The sequence below is a fragment of the Desulfovibrio faecalis genome (assembly GCF_053570625.1).
This window is the reverse complement of the sequence record NZ_JBRBQR010000001.1, coordinates 2,831,255-2,851,716: the sequence shown is the minus strand read 5'-3', so window position 1 is coordinate 2,851,716 and position 20,462 is coordinate 2,831,255. Positions and strand designations below refer to the sequence as shown.

Sequence of the window (20,462 nt, the reverse complement as noted above, 5' to 3'; positions counted from 1 at the left end):
CCTCCCTGTGTCGCGTATCAGCCGGGGAATTTTTTTCCCAATCTGATTATGCAAAAGACATTCCGTTTTGCGTGGGGGAAATTTTTGCCGCCAGCCTTTCTTGTCGCGCCAGAAGGCACTATGCGATGCTGTAAAATGAAAAACCGCCGCATCACATGATGCGGCGGTGTGGAGTGCAGGGGGCCTATGGGGTCAGCGGTTTTTTACTGGTGGAGAAGCCTCAGCGGAAGTGGCCGTGGCAGGGCGGCTGTCCACATCGCTGTCCACCCGCAGGCGTAGCGGGGGAACCTCTTGCGGAACCAGGGATGCATTGCGCAGTGCCTTGTCGACCCTCTGGGAAAAACTTTCAAGGCTGAAGCGGGCCTCTCCCACAACAGGCGGCGCTGTTACCAGAGCCGCAGTTGCCTTGTGGGTTCTGGCCGGGTCGGTAAACTGGGGGATGGCCAGGCCGCTCACAGGCTGCGGCGGATCAACAAAGGGTTCATGCAGGGCTTCCAGCGACTGGGCAAAAAAGCGCACGCGCACTTCTTTTTTACCGCCCATATCCCACAGCTCAAGCATAAGAGCTGATCCTGGCGGGGTGGCGTCATCGGGGTAGCCGGGCAACTGCCAGTGCACGCCCAGCAATTCGCCCACATTGGCAAGGTTGGTGTCGTGCCCCACAAAAACAACCAGGGAAGCCGCGTTGCAGCGTTGATCCCTATGAGTGCCGTCAAGGGCTGCGGCCATTTCTGAAAGCAGCGATGCCCCCTTGAAAAGAGCCACAACCGGAGAACGGTTCACTGTGTTGAACACGCTGGTGTGTACGGGCAGCACTTCACGCAGAACGTGCGCGTCCACCTGGCCCCATCCGGCAGAAATTTCAGGCCACTGCGCATATTCCAGCAAAAAAATTTCCGCCATGCTTGATGCTGTTGCCAGTGCGCCGGAAAGTCCTGCGCCCTTGCCGTCAGCATCAACGCTCACAGAATTTGGCAGGTCTGCGAGCCCGCAGGTGGGCGGCAGATTGTAGCGCGAGCACAATGTGGGGGCCACCGGGGCGCTCAGGTGCTGGATGTGGGTCAAGGCCCCTGCATTGTCCTCATGCAGTCGATCAAGATCGCCCCCGGCCGTGGTCATGATGCTGGCGGCTACCGAGGCTGGGTCAAAACGCTGAAAACCCGCCTGCACGGGATGAAAAAGCGGATCGGGCGTCTGGCTTGAAACGGCATAGGTCTGCCCGCCAGCGGGGCAGAGGCCATCAAGCAGGGCTTTGGCTGTTGCTCTTGTGCGCTGATCCACGTCGGCGCGCACAAAGACCTTGCCGGGCGGTGGGCAGGCGCTGTCGGGCAGCAGGCCAAGATTCAGCATTTGCCCGCGCATGTCTTCCCACATGGCGGTTACCAGCCGCGCACCGCGCGGCGTGAGGAACCCCCTCGGCACAGGCCACTGGGGCCAGTTACGGGTGCTCCACTGCGAAAGCGTATCGGGAGCCTGCGTAGGCGAGCGCACCCCGTGGCGGGAAAGCGCTACAACTTTCATAAGGCGGGGTTGTTCGTCCCCCTGCTGCGCCGCAATGCCAGGTAGGGGCAAATGGCAGAGCAGTGCGCAGGCAAGGCAGACAGTGATTAAGCGTGGTGCAGTGCGCATGCGTTCTCCTTGATGGGGGGTACCATAGCCATAAAGGCCTGCGCGGGCAACGCCGATTTGCACGCGTGAGGGCTGCGGGCCTTGCGCCAGTGCAAATTTTGCCCGCCTCTCGGGCCGTAATTGCTTGCACAGTGCGGGGCTTGTTATTATGCTTATTCTTTGCGGCAGAGTTTGGCTCTGGCTGCTTTGCGCGTAACCTTTTGGGGCTTCTTTCCCTTCACAGGGGGCGGAGCGTAATCCAGATATCGAGGCGTATGATGCCCATTGCCGTTCCACGCGTTGGCGTAGAAGACAAACCCCTTGTTCAGGATATCCGCGTAGAAGATCTTTCAGCGCTGGTCATCCGTTCGGCCACGGTACGCGACGTGCACGGCATGTCTGCGCTTATCAACCACTATGCGTCCTCCAACGTCATGCTGGCGCGCGGGCCGCAGTATCTCTACCAGCATATTCAGGACTATATGGTTGCCACGGCTCCCTCGGCTGAGGACGGGCATGAGGTTGTGGTGGCCTGCGGCGCTGTGCATGTGCTGTGGGAAGACCTGGCGGAAATTCGGTCGGTGGCGGTTCACCCACTGTGTCAGGCGCAGGGCTTTGGCAAAAGGCTTGTGGCCGCGCTGGTTGGTCGATGTCGTGATCTCGGCTTGCCGAGGGTTTTTGCCTTTACTCTGGCTGCGCCGTTTTTTTCCAAGTGCGGCTTCAGCGAGTTTAAACGCGATGATATGCCCGCCATTGTGTGGGTTGAATGCAGTAAATGCCCCAAGTTTTACTGCTGTGACGAAATTGGAATGATACTCGAATTATAGTTTTCAACCTGTGATATATTCGCAGGGATTCACACTGTCTGCAAAGGGTGGGAATGCGTCATGAGCAATAGGCTGTATCACCGGGATTTTCTGAAAGAAATAGACTTCACGCCGGAAGACCTCACATATCTGCTGGATCTGGCGGCCCAGCTCAAGCAGGCCAAAAAGGTTCGGCGCGAGCCAAAGTTTCTGCAAGACCGAAATATTGTCATCCTTTTTGAAAAGGATTCCACGCGTACCCGCTGTTCTTTTGAAGTTGCAGCCTATGATCAGGGCGCGCGCGTGACCTATCTTGGCCCCTCCGGCTCGCAGATGGGCAAAAAGGAATCCATGGCCGATACCGCCCGCGTGCTTTCCCGTTTTTATGATGGTATTGAGTATCGCGGTTATGAGCAGGCGAGGGTAGAGGCGCTGGCAGAACACGCTGGTGTGCCGGTGTGGAACGGTCTCACCAACGAATGGCACCCCACGCAGTTTCTGGCCGACATGCTGACCATGCGCGAGTGCTGCGAAAAACCTTTGAATCAACAAACACTGGCATATCTTGGGGATGCACGTTATAATATGGGCAATTCCCTGATGGTTGGTTCGGCCCTGCTTGGGTTGGATTTCCGTTCTGTTGCTCCCAAAGCTTTGTGGACGTCGGACGAAGTTTTTGAAATGGCCGTTCACATAGCCAAGAGCACTGGCGCGCACATTACGCGCACGGAAAGCGTGCCCGAAGGCGTTAAAGACTGCGATTTCCTCTCCACTGATGTCTGGGTGTCCATGGGCGAGCCTGATTCCGTATGGAAAGAGCGCATTGATCTGTTGACGCCGTATCGCGTGGACGCGGCAGCAATGGAACTGACGGGCAATCCCCAATGCAAGTTTTTGCATTGTCTGCCGAGCTTCCATAATCGTGATACCGCAGTTGGCGAAGACATTTATCAGCGCTTTGGCATTGAATGCATGGAAGTGAGCGATGAAGTCTTTGAATCGCCCCGCAACATGGCTTTTGAAGAGGCGGAAAACCGCCTGCACACCATCAAGGCCGTCATGGTCGCCACCATGGCTGAAGGCCCGCTGGTGTTCAACCCCTGATCCCATATCTCCTCCGGCACTGCCCGGGGGAGAGTGCAGTTGTTTGAGTCAGCCCTTACGGCTGGCGGCAAGCGCCCTTGCAGCACAAGGCCATGTTTTTCGCATGGCTGCGCCGCAGGGGCGCTTGTGTTTTTTTCTGGGGGGCGGGGCACGGCCTGTGCGACCATCTGTTGTTTCCGGCAGTTGTTCTGAAAAGCAATCTGGTCAGGTTTTGTCTGCGTTTTCTAGAAATCACCCGTGTGCGCGGAAGGACACGCCCGTTTGGCTCTTTGGCAATTGGGCCAGAAATCAGAATGTTAAAAAAGCGAGTAATCTACTATGAATTGTTCTTTGAACAATCAATGTAGGCAAATTAATCAAATATGTTGACGCAAAAATGTACATAGATTAACTCTAGTAAAAATGGTGTGATGAAAGAATGTAAGGAGGGAGTCTGTTTTTTTATGTTGTGAGGAAGTTATCAAGAGTGAAGTTTTTCACAACTCGCAATGTAGTGGGGCAAAGAAGATGAGTACACTTGTTTTTTGTTGTGTAGCACTGCCGTTTATTATGGCGCTTGTGCTGTATTTCACGCAAAGCAGCAGCGCTCGCAAGTTGATAGTGTCTGCAGCGGTCACAGTCATGGCGGTGGCAGCCGTGATCCTGGGAGCCAACGGCGCTTTTCGGCTTGAGATAGACACCATATTGGGTCTGTCTGCCGACTCTGTGTTCAGCGTGCTGGACTTGCTGTTGCTGGTTTACATTCTTGGCATAGGTTGGAAGCTGGGCAGCCGCCTGATTATGGGCATGACCCTGCTGCAACTGATTGGTCTGTTATACCTTAAATTCGTTCTTCCCGGGCATGAAGTGCCCATCACTGCCTTTGTGGCAGACGGCCTGTCGCTTATCATGGTGATCATCATCAGCGTGGTTGGCGGGCTTATTACCATTTACGGCATGGGCTACATGGATCTGCACGAAGAGCATCTCCATCTGCGTGTTTCGCGCCAGCCCAGATTTTTTGCCATTATTTTCTGCTTCCTCGGCGCCATGAACGGCCTGGTGCTCTGCAACAACCTTTCATGGATGTTCCTGTTCTGGGAAATCACAACGCTGTGTTCCTTCATGCTCATAGGGCATGACCAGACAGACGAGGCCAAGGCAAATGCCCAACGCGCCTTGTGGATGAACGTTCTGGGCGGGCTGGCCTTTGTTTCGGCCATGCTGTTTATTCAGAAAAGCCTTGGAACGCTTTCGACCGAGCTCGTGCTGCAAAAGATGACCTCAATGGACGTAAAGAACACGGCCATTCTTTTGCCCTTTGCTTTCTTCTGTCTGGCGGCCTTTACAAAGTCGGCGCAGGTTCCTTTCGAGAGTTGGCTGTGCGGCGCAATGGTTGCGCCAACGCCAGTTTCGGCCCTGCTGCACTCGGCTACCATGGTCAAGGCGGGCACCTACCTGCTGTTGCGCATGGCTCCGGCCTTTGCGGGAACCACCATGTCCACCATCGTGGCCCTGTTTGGCGCATTTACCTTTGTGGCCACATGTATCCTTGCGGTCAGCCAAAGTAATGCAAAAAAGGTTCTGGCGTATTCCACAATCGCCAACCTTGGGCTTATCATCGCCTGTGTGGGCATCAATACCGCTGCATCCATGATGGCGGCAACGACCATCATCATTTACCACTCCGTATCCAAGGGCCTGTTGTTCATGTGCGTCGGCGCCATTGAACAGCGTATCGGTTCGCGCGATATCGAAGACATGCGCGGCCTCTACGGCATAATGCCCCGGACGGCCATTATCACCGTGATCGGCATCTTCACCATGATGTTGCCGCCCTTTGGCATGCTCATCGGCAAGTGGATGGCTATAGAAGCCATTGCCCGCGCCACGCAGGCCATGACGCCCATCGTTTTCTTTGTGGCGCTTGGCTCGGCCTTTACCGTGCTCTTCTGGGCGCGCTGGGCAGGTGTGCTGGTGTCGTCTTCCAAGATGCACGAGCACGCTGCTCACGGTAATCCCAAGCCCTCGGTCATGTTTGCGCTGCGTTCGCTGTGCGGGCTTGCCGTGGTGTTTTCATTCATTTCGCCCCTGGTGCTGAAGACCTTTGTGGAGCCTTCGGTTTCGGGCGTCTACGCGCGCTTCAACCTGCAGATTGAAGGCTTTATCCCCGGCGCAACCCTGACCAGCGCTGAAGGATATGTGTGGATTTACCTGTTGTTCATTCTGCTTGGTCTGGGGGTGTGGTTCGCATGGCGGGAAGCCCGCAGAACACCAGAGTCTGCCCATGCGCAGCCCTATTTTTCGGGCCTGGCGGCAGAAAAGGACGGCGTGGTCGGCTTCAAGGGCCCCATGAATGTCTTTGAACCCGTGCGCGTGGCCAACTTCTATCTTTGCCAGTATTTCGGCGAGAGCAAGATCACGCGGGCCATCGACATGATTTCCATTGCATTCCTGGTCGTTCTGGTAGGAGGTCTGCTGTAATGCTCACCATCTTCAGCGCTATCGGCGGGTTGATCCTGTCGCCCCTGGTGGGCGGCCTGCTTACCGGTCTGGATCGCCGGATCACGGCACGCCTTCAGTCGCGCCTTGGCCCTCCACTGCTCCAGCCATTTTACGACATCTTGAAACTGCTGGGCAAACAGCCCCAGGTTACCAATGCCTGGCTGGTGTTCAGCGCGTATATCACGCTGATTTCATCGGCGCTTGCCCTGCTGATTTTCTTCATGGGCGGGGATTTGCTGCTGCTGTTCTTCGTGCTCACAGTGGGCGCGGTGTTTCAGGTGGTTGGCGCGGTATGCGTGCCTTCACCTTACAGTAACGTGGGCGCGCAGCGCGAGCTGTTGCTCATGCTGGCCTATGAGCCTATTCTGATTCTGGTGTTCGTTGGCTTTGCCATGTGCACAGGTTCGTTCTCCATTGCCGCAGTATTCCAGCTCGAGCAGCCGCTGCTGCTCAAGATGCCTCTGCTGTTTCTGGCGCTGGGTTACGCCCTGACAATCAAACTGCGCAAGTCGCCCTTTGATATCGCGGCCTGCCATCACGGCCATCAGGAACTGGTGCGAGGCGTGCAGACCGAGTATTCCGGCCCGTACCTTGCGCTGATTGAAATTGCCCACTGGTTTGACCTTGTGCTTATTCTTGGGCTGTGCGCCATGTTCTGGCACACCAGCTTTGTGGGAATGGCCGTTCTTGTGGGCGCGTCGCTGTTCACGGAAATTCTTATCGACAACATCACCGCCCGTCTGACGTGGCAGTGGATGGTGCAGAAGAAGTCTCTGCTGCTCGGCATGGGCCTGGCCCTGGTTAATCTTTTATGGCTGTACGTGGCGTAAGGAGGCCGGAATATGGGTTTCGTCGACAATATGATCAAGCGGAGCCGCCTGAAGTCTCCGTGGATAGTTCATTTTGACTGCGGTTCCTGCAACGGCTGCGACATCGAGGTGCTGGCCTGTCTGACGCCCATGTATGACGTAGAACGTTTCGGGGTGGTCAACGCGGGCAACCCAAAGCATGCCGACGTGCTGCTGGTTACAGGCACGGTCAACCACCGCAACCAGCATGTGCTCAAGCAGATATACGAACAGATGCCTTCGCCCAAGGCCGTGGTTTCCATCGGAGCCTGCAACCTTTCCGGGGGCGTGTTCAAGGATACCTATAATGTGCTGAACGGAGCGTACAACATCATTCCTGTTGATGTGTTCGTGCCCGGCTGCCCGCCCAAACCCGAGGCCATCATTGACGGCGTGGTGCAGGCCCTTGGCGTGCTCAAGGCCAAGATGGGCCTTGGCCCAGAGCCTGTGCCCACCTTTATGCCGGGCGATGAGGACGGCACTCCCGACATGACGCCGCAGGCGGAGTCCGCGCCGGAAGAAGCCCCCGACAAGCCACAGCAAAACGCGGGTTAACCCGGAAAGGATAGAGCCATGTTTTTTGAAGCCAAGGAAGTGACGCCGCAAACGCTGCTTTCAGAAGTGCAGCAGCTTGCCAACGCCAAATACCGTTTTGTGACCATGTCGCAGACCGTCATGGACGAAAACACGCTGCGGCTTTTCTATCACTTTGACGTAAACCTCACCATGTCCGACCTGCGCCACAACGCCGAGCTGTGCGTGTGGGAACCCACTGACGCCAAGGGCATGGTGCATCTGCGCATGGATGTGAACAAGAACGACGCCATCCCCAGCATCACGCCCGTATATTTCTGCGCCGTGCTCGTCGAGAACGAAACGCAGGATCAGTTCGGGGTGCATTTTGCTGATCTGCCTCTGGATTACCAGGGGGCCATGTATCTGGAGGGCGAAGTCACCCACGCGCCGTACTTTACCATGACCACGGTCCGGCGGCCCGCCGCCAAGGCCGAGGCCGCCAAGGATGACACGGCCAAAGGAGAGAAGGCATGAGCAACCGCACAACCGTGATTCCTTTCGGGCCGCAGCATCCCGTACTGCCCGAACCGCTGCACATCAAGTTTGTGGTGGAAGATGAAACCGTGGTCGGGGCCGTGCCCCAGCTTGGTTTTGTGCATCGCGGGCTTGAAAGCCTCGTGCGGCTCAAGGACTACAATCAGATGGTCTTTGTGGTCGAGCGCATCTGCGGCATCTGCTCGTGCATCCATGCCAACTGTTACTGCAACGCCATTGAAGACATGATGGGCATTACAGCGCCGCCGCGTGCGCAGTTTTTGCGGGTTATCTGGTCAGAACTGCACCGGATACACTCCCACATGCTGTGGCTCGGCCTGTTTGCCGACTCGTTTGGCTTTGAAAGCGTGTTCCAGCAGTTCTGGCGCATCCGCGAGCATGTCATGGACATCTGCGAAGCCACGGCGGGTAACCGCGTTATCCTTTCGGTCAACGTGGTTGGCGGTGTGCGCCGCGACCTCAGCCCCGATCAGATCCGCTGGATGCATGGTCGTCTGGATGAGCTGGAAAAGGGTATGCGCGAGCTTACCCGCACCATGCTTGACGACTACACCGTGCAGGAACGCACGCGCGGCATCGGCTACCTGAGCAAGGACGATGCCCGCCTGCTTGGCGCTGCCGGCCCCACCCTGCGCGGCAGCGGCTGGGAAATCGATGAGCGCATGCACGGCTACGCCGCTTACAAGGATCTCAACTTCATTCCCGTGGTTGAGAATGACGGCGACTGCTACGCCCGCTCCAAGGTACGCTTCTATGAAGTGCTGCACTCCATAGAGCTTATCCGCGAAGCCTTGAACCGCCTGCCCGAAAGCGAGCTGACCGTAAAAGTCACCGGCAACCCCGAGGGTGAATCGGTCTTTCGTGTGGAGCAGCCCCGTGGCGAGCTGTTCTATTACATACGGGCCAACGGCACCAAGAATCTGGAGCGTATGCGCGTGCGTACGCCCACCTTTGCCAACGTGCCGCCCCTGCTGCACATGCTGCCGGGCTGCAAACTGCCCGACGTGCCGGTTATCGTGCTGAGTATCGACCCGTGCATCTCCTGCACAGAGAGGTAGCCCATGTATATGCTCCCAAACGTGCTGCGCAATCTTTCGGGCAAGCCAGCCACGCGGCTGTATCCTCTGGAAGAGCGCGAACCCTTCCCCGCCTATCGTGGCGTGATCACCAACGAGGTTGAAAAGTGCATATTCTGTAATTCCTGCGCGAGAGTATGCCCAACCGATGCCATTACCGTGGATGCAAAAGCCGGAAAGTGGAATTATGATCCCTTCCTGTGCGTGTATTGCTCCGCGTGTGTGGAAAAGTGCCCCACAAAATGCCTGCATCAGGAACCAGTGCATCGCAAACCTTCCATCAGCAAGTTTGTCGTGCACCGCACCGGAACCCCGCGCGTCAAAAAAGCCAAGGCCGAGGCCAAGGGTGGGGAAGACACGGAAAAATAAATAAAAGCGAAGGGCCTGCAAAGGCCCTTCGCTTTATGACTCACTGGTTTCTTGTTTCCGCTCTTGTTGATTTTACCAGCACTCTCACCCCGTCTATTTGCCGGGCGGGGCAAGGTGGCGCGTTTTTCCTGCGATGGAGATCCGCGCCGCCTTTTGCGTGTGCGGGGGGCACTCCAACCCGTTACGCGCCAGCATGCGCGTCCATTTCTGCGCACTGGGGGCAGATGCCTGTCAGTTCCACGGTGTCGCCCTGAAGCTGAAAGCCCTGCTGCTGCATGGTGGAAAAGATGGTCTGATACAGCGCGGGATTGTCCACCTCCCGGCTCTTGCGGCAACCGGGGCATACCAGCATGAATACGGGCGCATGTGGCTCCTGGCAGGCTTGCGCGCAGGCCACAAAGGCATTGAGTGAGCCGATTTTGTGCACAAGACCCTGACTGAGCAGAAATTCAAGCGTTCTGTAGACGCTTGCAGGCGTGAGGGCCTTGGAGGATCGGCCGCGCAGGGCATCAAGAATGTCATAGGCCTTGACGGGTTCCTTGGCCTGTTGCAGATAGGCAAGCACCATGCGCCGCAGGGGCGTGAGCCGCAGGTTGGACGCCGCGCAGGGGTTGTTTGTGGGGCACGATGGCGTGTCCTTCTGACAACAGGCGGGTTCAGCCTGATCAGTTGTTTTCGTCTTCCACATAGGGTTCCACCGCCTCAGCCTTGATGCGGTATCCCGCATCGCCGATGTCGCTTTCTGTTTTTTCGATTTCAAGCTTTCCATAAACCCACACGGTGTCCATCATCTGTATGCCGCGTGGTTTGTCCAGTGTGACGTAGATGATCTGGTTGGCCGGGGGCGGCGGCACGTGAATGCACGCGCCGAAATAGGGAACCAGCAGAAATTCGGCCAGTTCATCGCCACCCAGAAAATCAAGGGGAGCCACAAATCCGGCTATGCGTACCAGCTTGCCGCCCAAGGCCTTGTTGGCGGGCGCGTTGCTCCACATGGCCTGAAATTCTTTCAGGGCCTTGTCCGCTCTGGGGTCGTCATCGCTGAACTTGTCAAAATTGAATTTGTCGAAAACTTTTGCGGGATTCCATGATGGCGGAATCAGCTTGTCCCAGGTGATTTCGGAGTATTTTCCGCTCTTTTTCGCGGCAGCGGCGGTTTCCGCATCTTCGCGTGAGGGCTGCCAGTGTTCGATTTTTTGCCGCTCGTAATCGTCAGTCAGGGCAAGGGCGGTTGCGCTGTGCCAGCCGCACAGCAAGGCTGCCAGCATACAGAGGATGCGCCCTGTGGACGAGGCTGTTTTCATGGCAGGTTCCTTTATTATGCAGAGGCGTTGAGGCCGTCAGCCAGACTCATGCGGTAGGCGCGCCATGCCGGGATAAGCCCGGCAAAGAAACCAGCAGCTACAATCCCGCCGAGCAAACGCCATTCGGCGGTTGTGGGCTGCGTGAGCGTGAGATTCAGTCCATAACCCGAAGCCAGCACCGGGCCAAACACTGCAAGCAGGGCGGCCAGAGCGGCAGCACCCGCCAGGGCGCCCGTGAGGACCAGCAGCGTGCCTTCAAAAGACAGCAGGGCCACAATATCCAGAGGGCTGGCCCCTGCCGCGCGCAGCACAGCCAGCTCGCGCCGCCGTTCACCCAGCCCTGCCAGAATGGCGGCCACGAGGCCAGCGAGGCCAGCCACCGTTACCAGCCAGGAAAGGACGCGCAAGGCATTTTCGCCCGAGCGCAGCAGGCTCCACAACTGATCCAGCGCCACCCCGGGCATAACGGCCATGAGGGCCTCCTGCTGGTCGGCGTTGATTTCCCTTTGCGCAGCAAAAACGCGGGCGCGGTTTTTCAGGCCAACCAGCACCGCTGTAATGCTCTTGGGCGTGAGGCTGAACTTGCTTACCTGATCTGGGCGTACATGAAAACCCGGCGTAGGCGCGCCGCCCTGCCAGTCGATATGGATGGCCTCCATAGCGGCAAGGCTGATGTACAAAGCCCTGTCCACAGGGGTACCTGTGGGCGCAAGAATGCCGCACACAGTAAAGGGCTTGTCCGTATGCTGGGTAAGGTGGGCGCTGCCCGAGCCGTGGCTGAGCACCAGCCTGTCGCCAAGCTTGTAGTGTTCTTTGCTGGCAACATCTGCCCCCAGCACAACATCAAAGATGCCGTCAAAGGGTGCGCCCTGGGCAAATTGCAGATGCATGCGCCTGCTATATTGGTACTGGGTAAAAAAATCGTCCGTAGTGCCCACTACGGCAAATCCCTTGTGCGAATCGCCGAGCGAAAGGGGAATCGTCCAGGCCACGTCCTTGCGCTGGGCAACGCGCTGGGCGCTGTCCCACCCCATATTGTTGGTGGCTTTGCCCATGTGAAACACGGCATAGAGCAGCAGTTGCAACTCGCTGCCGCGTGCTCCCACCACCATATCCGTGCCGGAAACTGCCTGAATAAAATTATCGCGCACCTGAGTACGCACTCGCTCCATACCGAGCAGCAAGGTGGTGGAAAGCGCTATGGAAAACACCACAAGGCTCAGGGTTCCCCGGCGGTTCCAGGCGCTAGACCAGGCAAGCCCCAACAAAAAACGCCAGCGGCTCATGCGGTTTCTCCCTGTGGAATTATCCCTTTGTCTGCCCTGCTGGCATCGGCCCGGTTAATCTCAGCCAGCCTGACACGACGTTCAAAAAATTTTGCCAGAGACAGGTCATGGCTGACAAACAGCAGGCTTGACCCGGCTTCGGCGCTTTCGCGTAGCAGCAGGCGCAGAAAATCTGCCCGCCGTTCCGCATCCAGCGCAGAGGTGGGTTCGTCAGCCATGACCAGCGGGGGCGAGCCTACAAGGGCGCGGGCAGCGGCAACCCGCTGCTGTTGCCCCACAGAAAGACGGGTTACGCTTTTGCGCCACAGTTCCTGCCCAAGGCCAAGGCGTTCAAGCAGGCGTTGCGCGGATTGCTCCGGGCTTCCATCCTTTTCCGTCGCACGTGCGGCGCGTATGGGCGAAAAGCGGCAGGGCAGCAGCACATTATCCAGCATGGAGAGATGCGGAACAAGATTAAACTGCTGAAATATCAGGCCGATGGTGCCGCCGCGAAAGGAATCTCTGGCGAATCTTGGCAAGGTGTCCACACGAATTCCGTTGACGCATACACTGCCGGAAGCTGGTTGCAGTATTCCCGAAATAAGGCTGAGCAGGGTGCTTTTGCCCCCGCCGCTGGGGCCGGAAAGAAAGACCGTCTCCCCTTTGCCCACGCGGAACAGGGGGATACGCAGGGTTTCTTCCTTTTGGCCGGGCCAGCAAAAGGTGCAGTTTTCAAGCAGAACTGCCTGTTCGCCCGCATTCATGCTGCAAGGCGCTTGCGGCGCTGTTGGCGTAACGGAATTCATGGGATTTACCACTTGAGGGTGTGGGCTTGTTCGTTCAGCTCGGCGGCGTGCTGCCCAGTGGGGCTGACTATCTGAACGCGCAGTTCATGCAGGGCTGGCCATGCGGAAAAAAGACGCACGTCCACGCCGTGCAGGGCTTCGGGCTGCGCGCATTCAAAAGTAAAAGACGCGTCCAGATCTGCATGCCCGCCGTGTTCATCGTGCCCGGTATCTTCGTCATGGTCTGCATGCGGCTTGGGTTCAACAGCAGGTGCGGTAGACGCGTTCTGCTGTGATGTTTGCGTTTTTTCCGGCTGCGCGGTGGTATTTGCTCCCAGCAGGGCCTCGGGCAGGGCTTCGGATTCCAGTTTTACCTTCTTGATGCGGCACTGGGCAGCGGCGGGAAAAACAAAAATATTTTCCGCCTTATGCAGGGTTGCCGCCATATTCTGTACTGCCTGACGCTGGGCTGCATCGCGTGGAGCGTGTTCAAAGGGCAGGGCGTTTGCAAGGGGACTTTCGAGGCTGATTTCTACAAGATTGCCTTCCACAGCCACGTCCAGGCGGGCCGCGCCGTGTTCGTGCGGGCCATGCGCAAGCGCGGGGGCGGCTGTGAGCAAGACCGAGCAGGCCGCCAATAAAATTAGTTTTTTCATCATTTCTCCCATGTTTCTGGATCAGGATGCCAGCGTTTTTTGAGTCAGAAACTGAAATGATATATTATTGCATTTTTGTCAAAGGCAACACTTTCTCTCGCCATCGCAGGGCTGCTGTTGACCGGATTCTTGCCATGCGTTTGCAGAGACTGGAGGCTAAGCTATGTGGCGGCCCTGCCGTTGCCAATGGGCAACGCGCAGCTTGTCAGCCACCATGGAAAGGCCGCACAGGCCGATGGAAACAGCCGTGGCCACAAAAACACCCCGGTAACCGAAGCCCTCGTACATAACCAATCCTCCGATTATAGGGGCAAAAATACCACTGGAATCGAAGGTTGCCATCATTACATTGGAGTTGATGGAGCGTGTAGTGGGTGTGGAGCGGTCATAGACCATGGCCGCCAGCAGGGGATAGAGCAGCCCCAGGCCCAACCCGTACAGGAAGGTGAGGGGAATGAAAGCCCACAGCGGCCCCCAGGCCAGCCCCAGCATGCAGCAGACCAACAGAACGCTGCACAAAATGGTAATTCTGTGGCGCGGCAGCGTATCAAGCCTGTTGCTGCCCACCAGACGCACAAGAATGATAGTGAGCGTATAGGTGCTGAAAAACCACGCCGGGTGCGCGCCGGTGATGGAGCACAAACCCTTCATGAAAAAGATGGCCAGCACTGTCATGATGCTGAATGTCATGCAGGCCATATACACAAAAAAAAGGCCGGAATGACTCACCGCATGCCATAATTCCCGACCAGACATACCGCCTTCTGCCTCCTGGGCCATTTCTGGCTTGCGCAGGCGTGGCGCCAGCGGCACCAGCATAAGCAGGGAGGGAATGCCCAGCAGAGCCGTGAAGGCAAAGAGGTGAGGTTCGCCCCCGAGCAGGGCAAGTATCTGTTCCCCTACTGCCGGAATGATGGAATAGGGCAGCAGCAGGGTGAGCGAAAAGATGGCAAAACCGCGCGCGCTTTGGCCCTTGGGTATGCAACTCACCAGCACGGACACCGTGCAGCAGGAGAAAAAAGCAAGGGCAATGCCCTGTACCACCCGCAACAGCAGAATCAGCTCAATAATATGGGAGCCGCCCACATAAGGGTAGGCCAGCATGACGCCGCTTGAAATGATGATGGCGGTGGCCATGGGCAGGAGTTTGCCACGGCGCAACAGAACCACGCTTGCCACCTGCCTGAAAATCAGAACCATGACAAACATGGAAGAGAGCAGCACTCCCCGCCAGTTGGGGCTGACAGAGAGGGCTTCGAGCCATTGCTCAAAGCAGTAAAAAACGGCCACAAAGCTGTTGCAGCACATGGTCATGCAGAACAGCAGAACAAAATCACGGCTTAATAACGTCTGCGGCGGATCAGGGAAGGCAGTGCCTTCCGGGGTTTGCGCAGACGATGCGGCTAGGGGCGGCATGGGGCCTCAATCGTGTTGTGCCGCGTTGGCTCAGGCCGCCGTGCGGGGCCGGGCCCACCCCCGCAAAGGGTGTGCGGCTAATGATATTCGCCATTCAGGAACTTGGTGGCGTAGGATTGCACTGCTGCATCGTCCACCATAAGCATGTCCATCTGACGGGTCATTATCAGGAGTCGTCCCAGTTGATCCAGACGCGCGCACAGCTCATGCCTGGGGTATTTCTGGTAACGTGCCCGCAGTCTATCACCCGTTATCTCGACGGTAAAGCCCAGCTCTTTGAGGATCAGGCCTATGCACTGCACGCGTCTTTCGCGCTGGGCATTGGCAGCGGCACCCCCGGCAAATTCAAAACGGATGTAGTTCTTGCTCAGGGTTTCGCCGCACCAGCAGTCAAGAATGGCGTAGTGATAGCCCACGCGGGACGAAAAATTGAGATAGCGGTCAGAAACTATGGCGTAGCTGCGCTGGCCAAAGCGTGAACAGCCCTCCTCATTGCAGCCAATGGCGGTCTGCCCCATGACTGAAAGAAAACCGCGCATATTTACAGGCCGTGGGCCACGAGCCTGCACCGCCGGATTGAGCATGCCGTCAAGCACGCACTTGAAAGGCACGCTCAGCACATCATTGGGTGTTACCTGGCGAGACTCAGGATTGCGCAGCCCGCCGCCCAGATCAATCACGTGCAGATCAAGCGGCACCGTGCAGACAAGCTTGCTGGCAACGCCCGCGCAGTGATCCGTAACCCTATCGGATATCTGGAACATCTGGGAATAGCTCAATTCGTGCACATAGCGCATGATGTCGTGCAGCGATGTGCAATGACGGGGCGTGAAGGTATCCGCGCGCGGATCCACCAGATGCAGTGGCAGAATATAGGGAGAGATGCGCCGCAATAGCACCAGGGCCGGGCTGCTGGGTCTGGTCTGGGGTTTCACCAGCCGCAGGGTCAGCAGTTCCTGCACTTCTCCGTCAAAAATTCTGCCGGTGAGCGCATCAACAGTGATGATCTGCTCTTCGGCCAGGATGCTGTTGGCGCCCGGAAGGTTCATGATGGTAGGCACGCCAAATTCCCGGCAAATGGAAGCCATGTGACCGGTAAGACTGCCTGTTTCGGCAATAATGGCAGAGGCGCGGCGCATGGCCGCCATGGCGTTGGGCGAGGAGTGGGCAAGCAGCATGACCGCCCCTTCGGGGAAGTGTGTCATGTCTTCCCCTTCGCCCACATGGACAACAGGGCCGCAACCAACGCCCCGCGCGGCAATATCGCCGCCTGAAAGCAGGGGGCGCAGGTGCCGCAGGGCCGGGGCAGAATGTTCCTCGGAGGCGCTGTCCAACCCCATGGGGCGGGTTTGCAGCAAAATAATCTGGTCGTCTTCGTCCACGGCCCATTCCATATCCTGCGGATACTGGTAGTGCCGCTCCAGTTCCATGACCATTTCTGCCAGTTTGCGCACCTGATCATCGCTGAGGCAGGGAACATCGCGCAGGGGATCGGGCACGGATTCGAGCGAGCTTTCCACAAGGCCGGTCTTGGTGCGCACAAGGCGCAGCCGCACTGTTTTGTGGGCAATGGTGGCCATGGTGATCTTTTTTGTGGCGCGGGAAACAAGCCACTGGTCGGGGGTTCCCGATCCGTCCACGACCATTTCGCCCAGACCCCACAGGCCGTTGATAACAGTGGCGTTGGAGCGCAGGTCTACCGGATGGCGGGAAAAAGCCACGCCAGCGGCCTTGGCCCGCACCATTTCAACACAGCACAGCCCCATGCCCGTGGCGTCCAGATCGTAACCGTGCTCGGCGCGATAGGTCAGGGCGCGGGGCGAAAACAGGCTGGCAACCACCTTTTTGAAGGCGGACAAAAGATCCTGGCGGGTAACGCCAAGGATACTGCGGTACTGACCGGCGAAGGATTGCACGCCGTCCTCGGCAATGGCGCTTGAGCGCAGGGCCACAACCACATCTGCGTTTTTGCCGAAAGCCGCGTCCCATTCTGCAAAAAGAGCCTGCTCAACTTCTGTAGGGATGGGGGCCTCCTGCACAAGCCGCTCAATGCTCTGGGAAATTTCTGCAATCCGCGCGGGTTTTTCCGGGTCAATGGATTTCAGCAGCCGGAAGAGGTTTTTGAACAAACCCGGTGTGCGCAGCAAAAAATAGCTGCAAGCCCGGATAGTGATGGAAAATCCGCGTGGCACTGGCATATCAAGCATGTTGCGCAGTTCGCCAAGGTTGGCGTTTTTGCCGCCGACACTGTAAGCCATGCTGGCGTCAACCTCTGAGAGGGGCAGGGTAAACTGCGGCACGTCGCCGCGTGTGTGCTGATCCAGCTCGTGTTCAATGCGTGCGGCAATGGAATGTACGGCGCTGCCCAGGGAGATGTCGCACTGGCCCGACATTTCGCTCAGGGTCGAGGCCATGCGCTCGCAGTGGAATATGGCCCGGCGGGCCTGCTTGCGCACTTCGCTGGTTTCCATGTGCTTGTCGCCGCGCAGTGTGGCGTCCAGCCCCGCCATTACCCCGGCCAGATCAGCATTGGCCTGGAGCAGCTCCTTGAATGAGGCATAGCGTTTGTTGAAGGCGTCCATGGCCGCCTCGCGGCCAACACGGGGGGCAATGCCAAACAGTTTTTTCAGCAGAGAGGCCATACGGATATCCTTGATCGCAGATTTTCGTCATGCCCTGAAACTGACGATGCTGAATGCCTGATGCGTAAATGTCGCTTGTTAGCGTCCCTGCCCGATCACAATATACCTTTGCGCAGGGCCGCGTCCGTCCTTGCGCACAAGGCCCAGCTGCACAAGCAGTTGCAGGTCGTACTGGGCCGTGCGCATGGAAATATTTTTTCCGGCAAGGGCCTGATATTCCTGCCTGCTGATGCTGCCCGAGGCCGCGATGGTCGGCCAGACCTCCATGACGCGCCGGTTGAGCTTGTCTGCAGCGTCCTTGCCGCGCAGCAGGGTATCCAGTTGCGCAGAGGCCTCGTTTTGCGGCTGAGGGGCAAGGTCGCCCACTGCGGCCTGCACGGGAATATCTGCGGCCGCAGGGCTAACCAGCCAGCCGGGCAAACCTTCTGCCGATGCAGGATCTTCGGCAGGGGGTGTTGCGCAGAATCCCTGCTCGCAAGGATCCTCCTGCGGCTTGCGCGATTCCTGCGCCGGAGCTGTCGTAGTATCGCTCTGGCCTGCCGGAATGGCGTCGTTTTGCGGTTGGGTAGTCGCGCCAAGCTGAATATCTTCTGCAAGTAAAATGCCACCTTCGCAGAATGTCAGGGCCCGGGTGAGGGTGTTTTTCAATTCGCGCACATTGCCGGGCCAGTCGTAGTCCATCAGTTTGGCCATTGCTCCTTTGCTGACCTGCGGCATGGCAGCGGTCATGCCCGTCAGCGCGCCAGCGGGCTGCGCCCCGCCTTCTGCCTTCAGCCTGGCCTTGGCCTTGAGAGCTTCCGAGAGAAAATAGACCGCCAGCGAGGGAATGTCCGTCTTGCGCTCCCGCAGCGGCGGCGTGTTGATGGTGATGACGGCCAGCCGGTAGTACAAATCTTCGCGGAAAGAACCCTTCTGCGAATCATCTAAAAGGGAAGCATTGGTCGCGGCAATGATGCGCGTGTCAAAAGGCACGTCTTCATCGCTGCCAAGCGGCCGGATTCGCCTGGTGGAGAGCGCCCGCAGCAGGGCCTGCTGCACCTTTGGGGCCGCATTGCCCACTTCGTCCAGCATGAGGGTACCGCCCTGCGCCGTCAGAAAAGCCCCCTTGCGCGGCGCGCGTGCCTCGGTGAATGCGCCTTTCACATGCCCGAAAAGGGTATCCATGAGCAGATTTTCGTCCAGCGCGCCGCAATTGATGGTAATGAACGGCCCTGCGGCCCGAGCACTGAGCCTGTGGATGGCCTCGGAAACCAGCTCCTTGCCTGTGCCGGTTTCGCCCACAACCAGCACATCGGCCATCACCTGCGAAGCCTTGCGAACATTGTCGCACAGGGCAAGCATGGCTGGCGATGTGCCAATAAGGCTGTTGACTGGCAGGTCTTCGGGATGCGGCAGATCTTCCACTGGCTCGCGCTGCTGCTGGGCATCATCCTCAGCGGCGCGCAGGCGGCGCGCCTCGGCGGCAAAGCGCAAGCGCTCAAGCAGGGTGTTGATGCCAGCCTTGAGTTGTTCCAGTTCTCGCGGCAGTTGGGGCATATCTATATTCTTGTCGGTCCCTTCGGCGTTGCAGCGTTCAAGCTCCGCTGTTACGGCGTTGAGCGATCTGCCCGTCTGCCGCGCCAGCCACCAAAGGCTCAGACCCAAAAGCAGCATGCCGCCAACAAAGGCCCCAACATAGATGCCCATGAGCTGTACGCCGGTGCGTGTGGTGGTAAAGCTGGAGTCCAATACCGCCAAACCGCCCAATATTATTGTTTCCTGCGAAGCAGGGCTGAAGGTTACAGGGACATAACTGACCCTCTCCACCCTCATCTGGCTGCTGCTCCACAGAGAGCTGTTTTCAGAAAGGGGAAGCTGGCCTGACTTGCCCTCCTGCACATCGGATACCATGCTCCAATAATTGATGTGCTCAGGGCCAGGCCGGAATGCGGTGTTAAATCCCGGCCTGCCAAAATCACCAAGAAAGCCTGCGCGTACTGCATCTGTGCCCAGGCTGCGCTGAGCCAGACCAGCATCCGGAGCTTCGGACTGAAAGAGCATCCAGCCATCGCGGTCAAAAAAAAGTGTACGCACGCGCCCCTCATCGCCTGATGCGGCAATGGGGGCATTGGGGCCGGAGTACGTGGACAGGATATCCCGCAGCTCCCTCAGATCCAGAGAAAGCATCAGGTAGCCGACAAACGTGCCTTCCGCATCATGAACCGGAGTGGAAAAGCGCAGCACATACAAGGTGATATTCTGGTTGCTGCCCTTAACCGGCACCATGGAGTAGGTCACTTCAACGGGCTGGGCAACGCTGACGTGCCCGGTACGGTGTTCCGAGGCAATGGAGTGGAAGGGACCGGTGGGGCTGGCAAGTGCCTGCCGCATGGGAACATTGATGATATCCCCGCCCGTGTTGACAAGCAGATAGCGGTTGTCTGGTGCCAGACCCTCAAAAGCCAGTTCCCTGTATCGCAAGCCACCGGCCTTGGCGCGGAATTTGAGCCGGTTGGCCATGTCTTTTTGATCCATGGAACCAGCGGCGAGAATAAGAAGCTGATTGCGCGTTTCGTCCAGTGCCTGCTCCAGCGCAAGGCTCATTGCCTGTGATTGAAGCTGTGCATTGCGCGCAATTGCGCGATCAAGAATGGCCTCGATGCTGCTGCCCGTGGCAGTAAAAATAATCAGCAGCACGAGCGCCAGCAGGGGCAAACCCAGCATCAGCATACGGCTTGCAAGGCTGCGATTCATAAAGAATGCCGTGAACTCCAGCGAGCTGCCTTGGGGAAGTGTTCTGTGTAAGCGCATGGTGCTCCCCTGTTTTGTGCAAAAAAGCGCAATCTTGGAGCTGAGTATAAAAAACATTCCCCCACGTGACAAGATTTTTCGCGCAAAAATAGAAAAAAAGGCGCAATTTCAGGCAATAATTATGCAATGGCACAGCCTTTGCTAATACTTTCACATTCGAGGCAACGAGGCGGTGCCTGCCCCCGACGGGAGTCATCACAACATGGGTAAGTGGTTGAAGTGGAGATGTCACATTTTG

Annotated in this window: 17 protein-coding genes; 8 read left to right on the top strand and 9 right to left on the bottom strand. The window is 57.7% G+C overall.

Annotated elements, in window-relative coordinates; translation table 11 throughout:
* Positions 1-192 precede the first annotated feature (192 nt).
* On the bottom strand, positions 193-1,629 hold the full coding sequence (locus ACUZ79_RS12635) for a histidine-type phosphatase (RefSeq protein WP_449251804.1): 1,437 nt from the start codon (positions 1,627-1,629) through the stop codon (positions 193-195).
* Between the two features lie 257 nt (positions 1,630-1,886).
* Here ACUZ79_RS12635 and ACUZ79_RS12630 point away from each other — a divergent pair, with 257 nt between their 5' ends.
* The 8 genes from ACUZ79_RS12630 (at position 1,887) to ACUZ79_RS12595 (ending at position 9,366) form a co-directional block, all read left to right on the top strand.
* A complete protein-coding gene (locus ACUZ79_RS12630; protein ID WP_240825143.1) occupies positions 1,887-2,435 on the top strand; it encodes an N-acetyltransferase in 549 nt (182 codons plus the stop codon).
* Positions 2,436-2,495: 60 nt separating this feature from the next.
* Complete coding sequence (gene argF, locus ACUZ79_RS12625) at positions 2,496-3,518, top strand: ornithine carbamoyltransferase (protein WP_449251803.1); 1,023 nt, start codon at positions 2,496-2,498, stop codon at positions 3,516-3,518.
* 507 nt (positions 3,519-4,025) lie between these two features.
* Positions 4,026-5,981 (top strand): NADH-quinone oxidoreductase subunit 5 family protein, encoded by a 1,956-nt coding sequence (locus ACUZ79_RS12620; protein ID WP_449251802.1) that lies wholly within the window; start codon positions 4,026-4,028, stop codon positions 5,979-5,981.
* Positions 5,981-6,832 carry a respiratory chain complex I subunit 1 family protein gene (locus ACUZ79_RS12615; RefSeq protein WP_192112842.1) on the top strand — a complete coding sequence of 284 codons (852 nt, stop codon included), beginning with the start codon at positions 5,981-5,983 and terminating at the stop codon, positions 6,830-6,832. Before ACUZ79_RS12620 ends, ACUZ79_RS12615 begins: the two co-directional genes overlap by 1 nt.
* Positions 6,833-6,844: 12 nt before the next feature.
* Entirely contained in the window at positions 6,845-7,405 is a 561-nt protein-coding gene (locus ACUZ79_RS12610) for an NADH-quinone oxidoreductase subunit B family protein (protein WP_022658252.1), read from the top strand.
* Between the two features lie 18 nt (positions 7,406-7,423).
* Positions 7,424-7,900, top strand: a complete 477-nt coding sequence (locus tag ACUZ79_RS12605; RefSeq protein ID WP_022658253.1) for an NADH-quinone oxidoreductase subunit C — start codon at positions 7,424-7,426, stop codon at positions 7,898-7,900.
* Positions 7,897-8,979 (top strand): hydrogenase large subunit, encoded by a 1,083-nt coding sequence (locus tag ACUZ79_RS12600; RefSeq protein WP_215647835.1) that lies wholly within the window; start codon positions 7,897-7,899, stop codon positions 8,977-8,979. The genes ACUZ79_RS12605 and ACUZ79_RS12600 overlap by 4 nt, the downstream gene beginning before the upstream one ends.
* Positions 8,980-8,982: 3 nt before the next feature.
* Complete coding sequence (locus ACUZ79_RS12595; protein WP_240825140.1) at positions 8,983-9,366, top strand: 4Fe-4S binding protein; 384 nt, start codon at positions 8,983-8,985, stop codon at positions 9,364-9,366.
* Between the two features lie 181 nt (positions 9,367-9,547).
* Here ACUZ79_RS12595 and ACUZ79_RS12590 read toward each other — a convergent pair whose 3' ends face one another.
* The 8 genes from ACUZ79_RS12590 to ACUZ79_RS12555 form a co-directional block, all read right to left on the bottom strand.
* On the bottom strand, positions 9,548-10,054 hold the full coding sequence (locus ACUZ79_RS12590) for a Fur family transcriptional regulator (protein ID WP_449251801.1): 507 nt from the start codon (positions 10,052-10,054) through the stop codon (positions 9,548-9,550).
* Positions 10,032-10,670, bottom strand: coding sequence for a DUF3299 domain-containing protein (locus ACUZ79_RS12585; RefSeq protein ID WP_449251800.1), 639 nt, complete (start codon positions 10,668-10,670; stop codon positions 10,032-10,034). The genes ACUZ79_RS12590 and ACUZ79_RS12585 overlap by 23 nt, the downstream gene beginning before the upstream one ends.
* 14 nt (positions 10,671-10,684) lie before the next feature.
* A complete protein-coding gene (locus ACUZ79_RS12580; protein WP_449251799.1) occupies positions 10,685-11,956 on the bottom strand; it encodes an ABC transporter permease in 1,272 nt (423 codons plus the stop codon).
* Positions 11,953-12,741: an ABC transporter ATP-binding protein gene (locus ACUZ79_RS12575; RefSeq protein WP_449251798.1), complete on the bottom strand. Its 789-nt coding sequence runs from the start codon at positions 12,739-12,741 to the stop codon at positions 11,953-11,955. The genes ACUZ79_RS12580 and ACUZ79_RS12575 overlap by 4 nt, the downstream gene beginning before the upstream one ends.
* 5 nt (positions 12,742-12,746) lie before the next feature.
* Positions 12,747-13,376: a DUF2796 domain-containing protein gene (locus ACUZ79_RS12570; RefSeq protein ID WP_449251797.1), complete on the bottom strand. Its 630-nt coding sequence runs from the start codon at positions 13,374-13,376 to the stop codon at positions 12,747-12,749.
* Between the two features lie 156 nt (positions 13,377-13,532).
* On the bottom strand, positions 13,533-14,792 hold the full coding sequence (locus tag ACUZ79_RS12565) for an MFS transporter (RefSeq protein WP_449251796.1): 1,260 nt from the start codon (positions 14,790-14,792) through the stop codon (positions 13,533-13,535).
* A 77-nt stretch (positions 14,793-14,869) separates the two neighbouring features.
* Positions 14,870-17,434 carry a PEP/pyruvate-binding domain-containing protein gene (locus tag ACUZ79_RS12560; RefSeq protein WP_449251795.1) on the bottom strand — a complete coding sequence of 855 codons (2,565 nt, stop codon included), beginning with the start codon at positions 17,432-17,434 and terminating at the stop codon, positions 14,870-14,872.
* Positions 17,435-17,512: 78 nt separating this feature from the next.
* On the bottom strand, positions 17,513-20,224 hold the full coding sequence (locus ACUZ79_RS12555) for a sigma 54-interacting transcriptional regulator (protein WP_449251794.1): 2,712 nt from the start codon (positions 20,222-20,224) through the stop codon (positions 17,513-17,515).
* Positions 20,225-20,462: the final 238 nt, after the last annotated feature.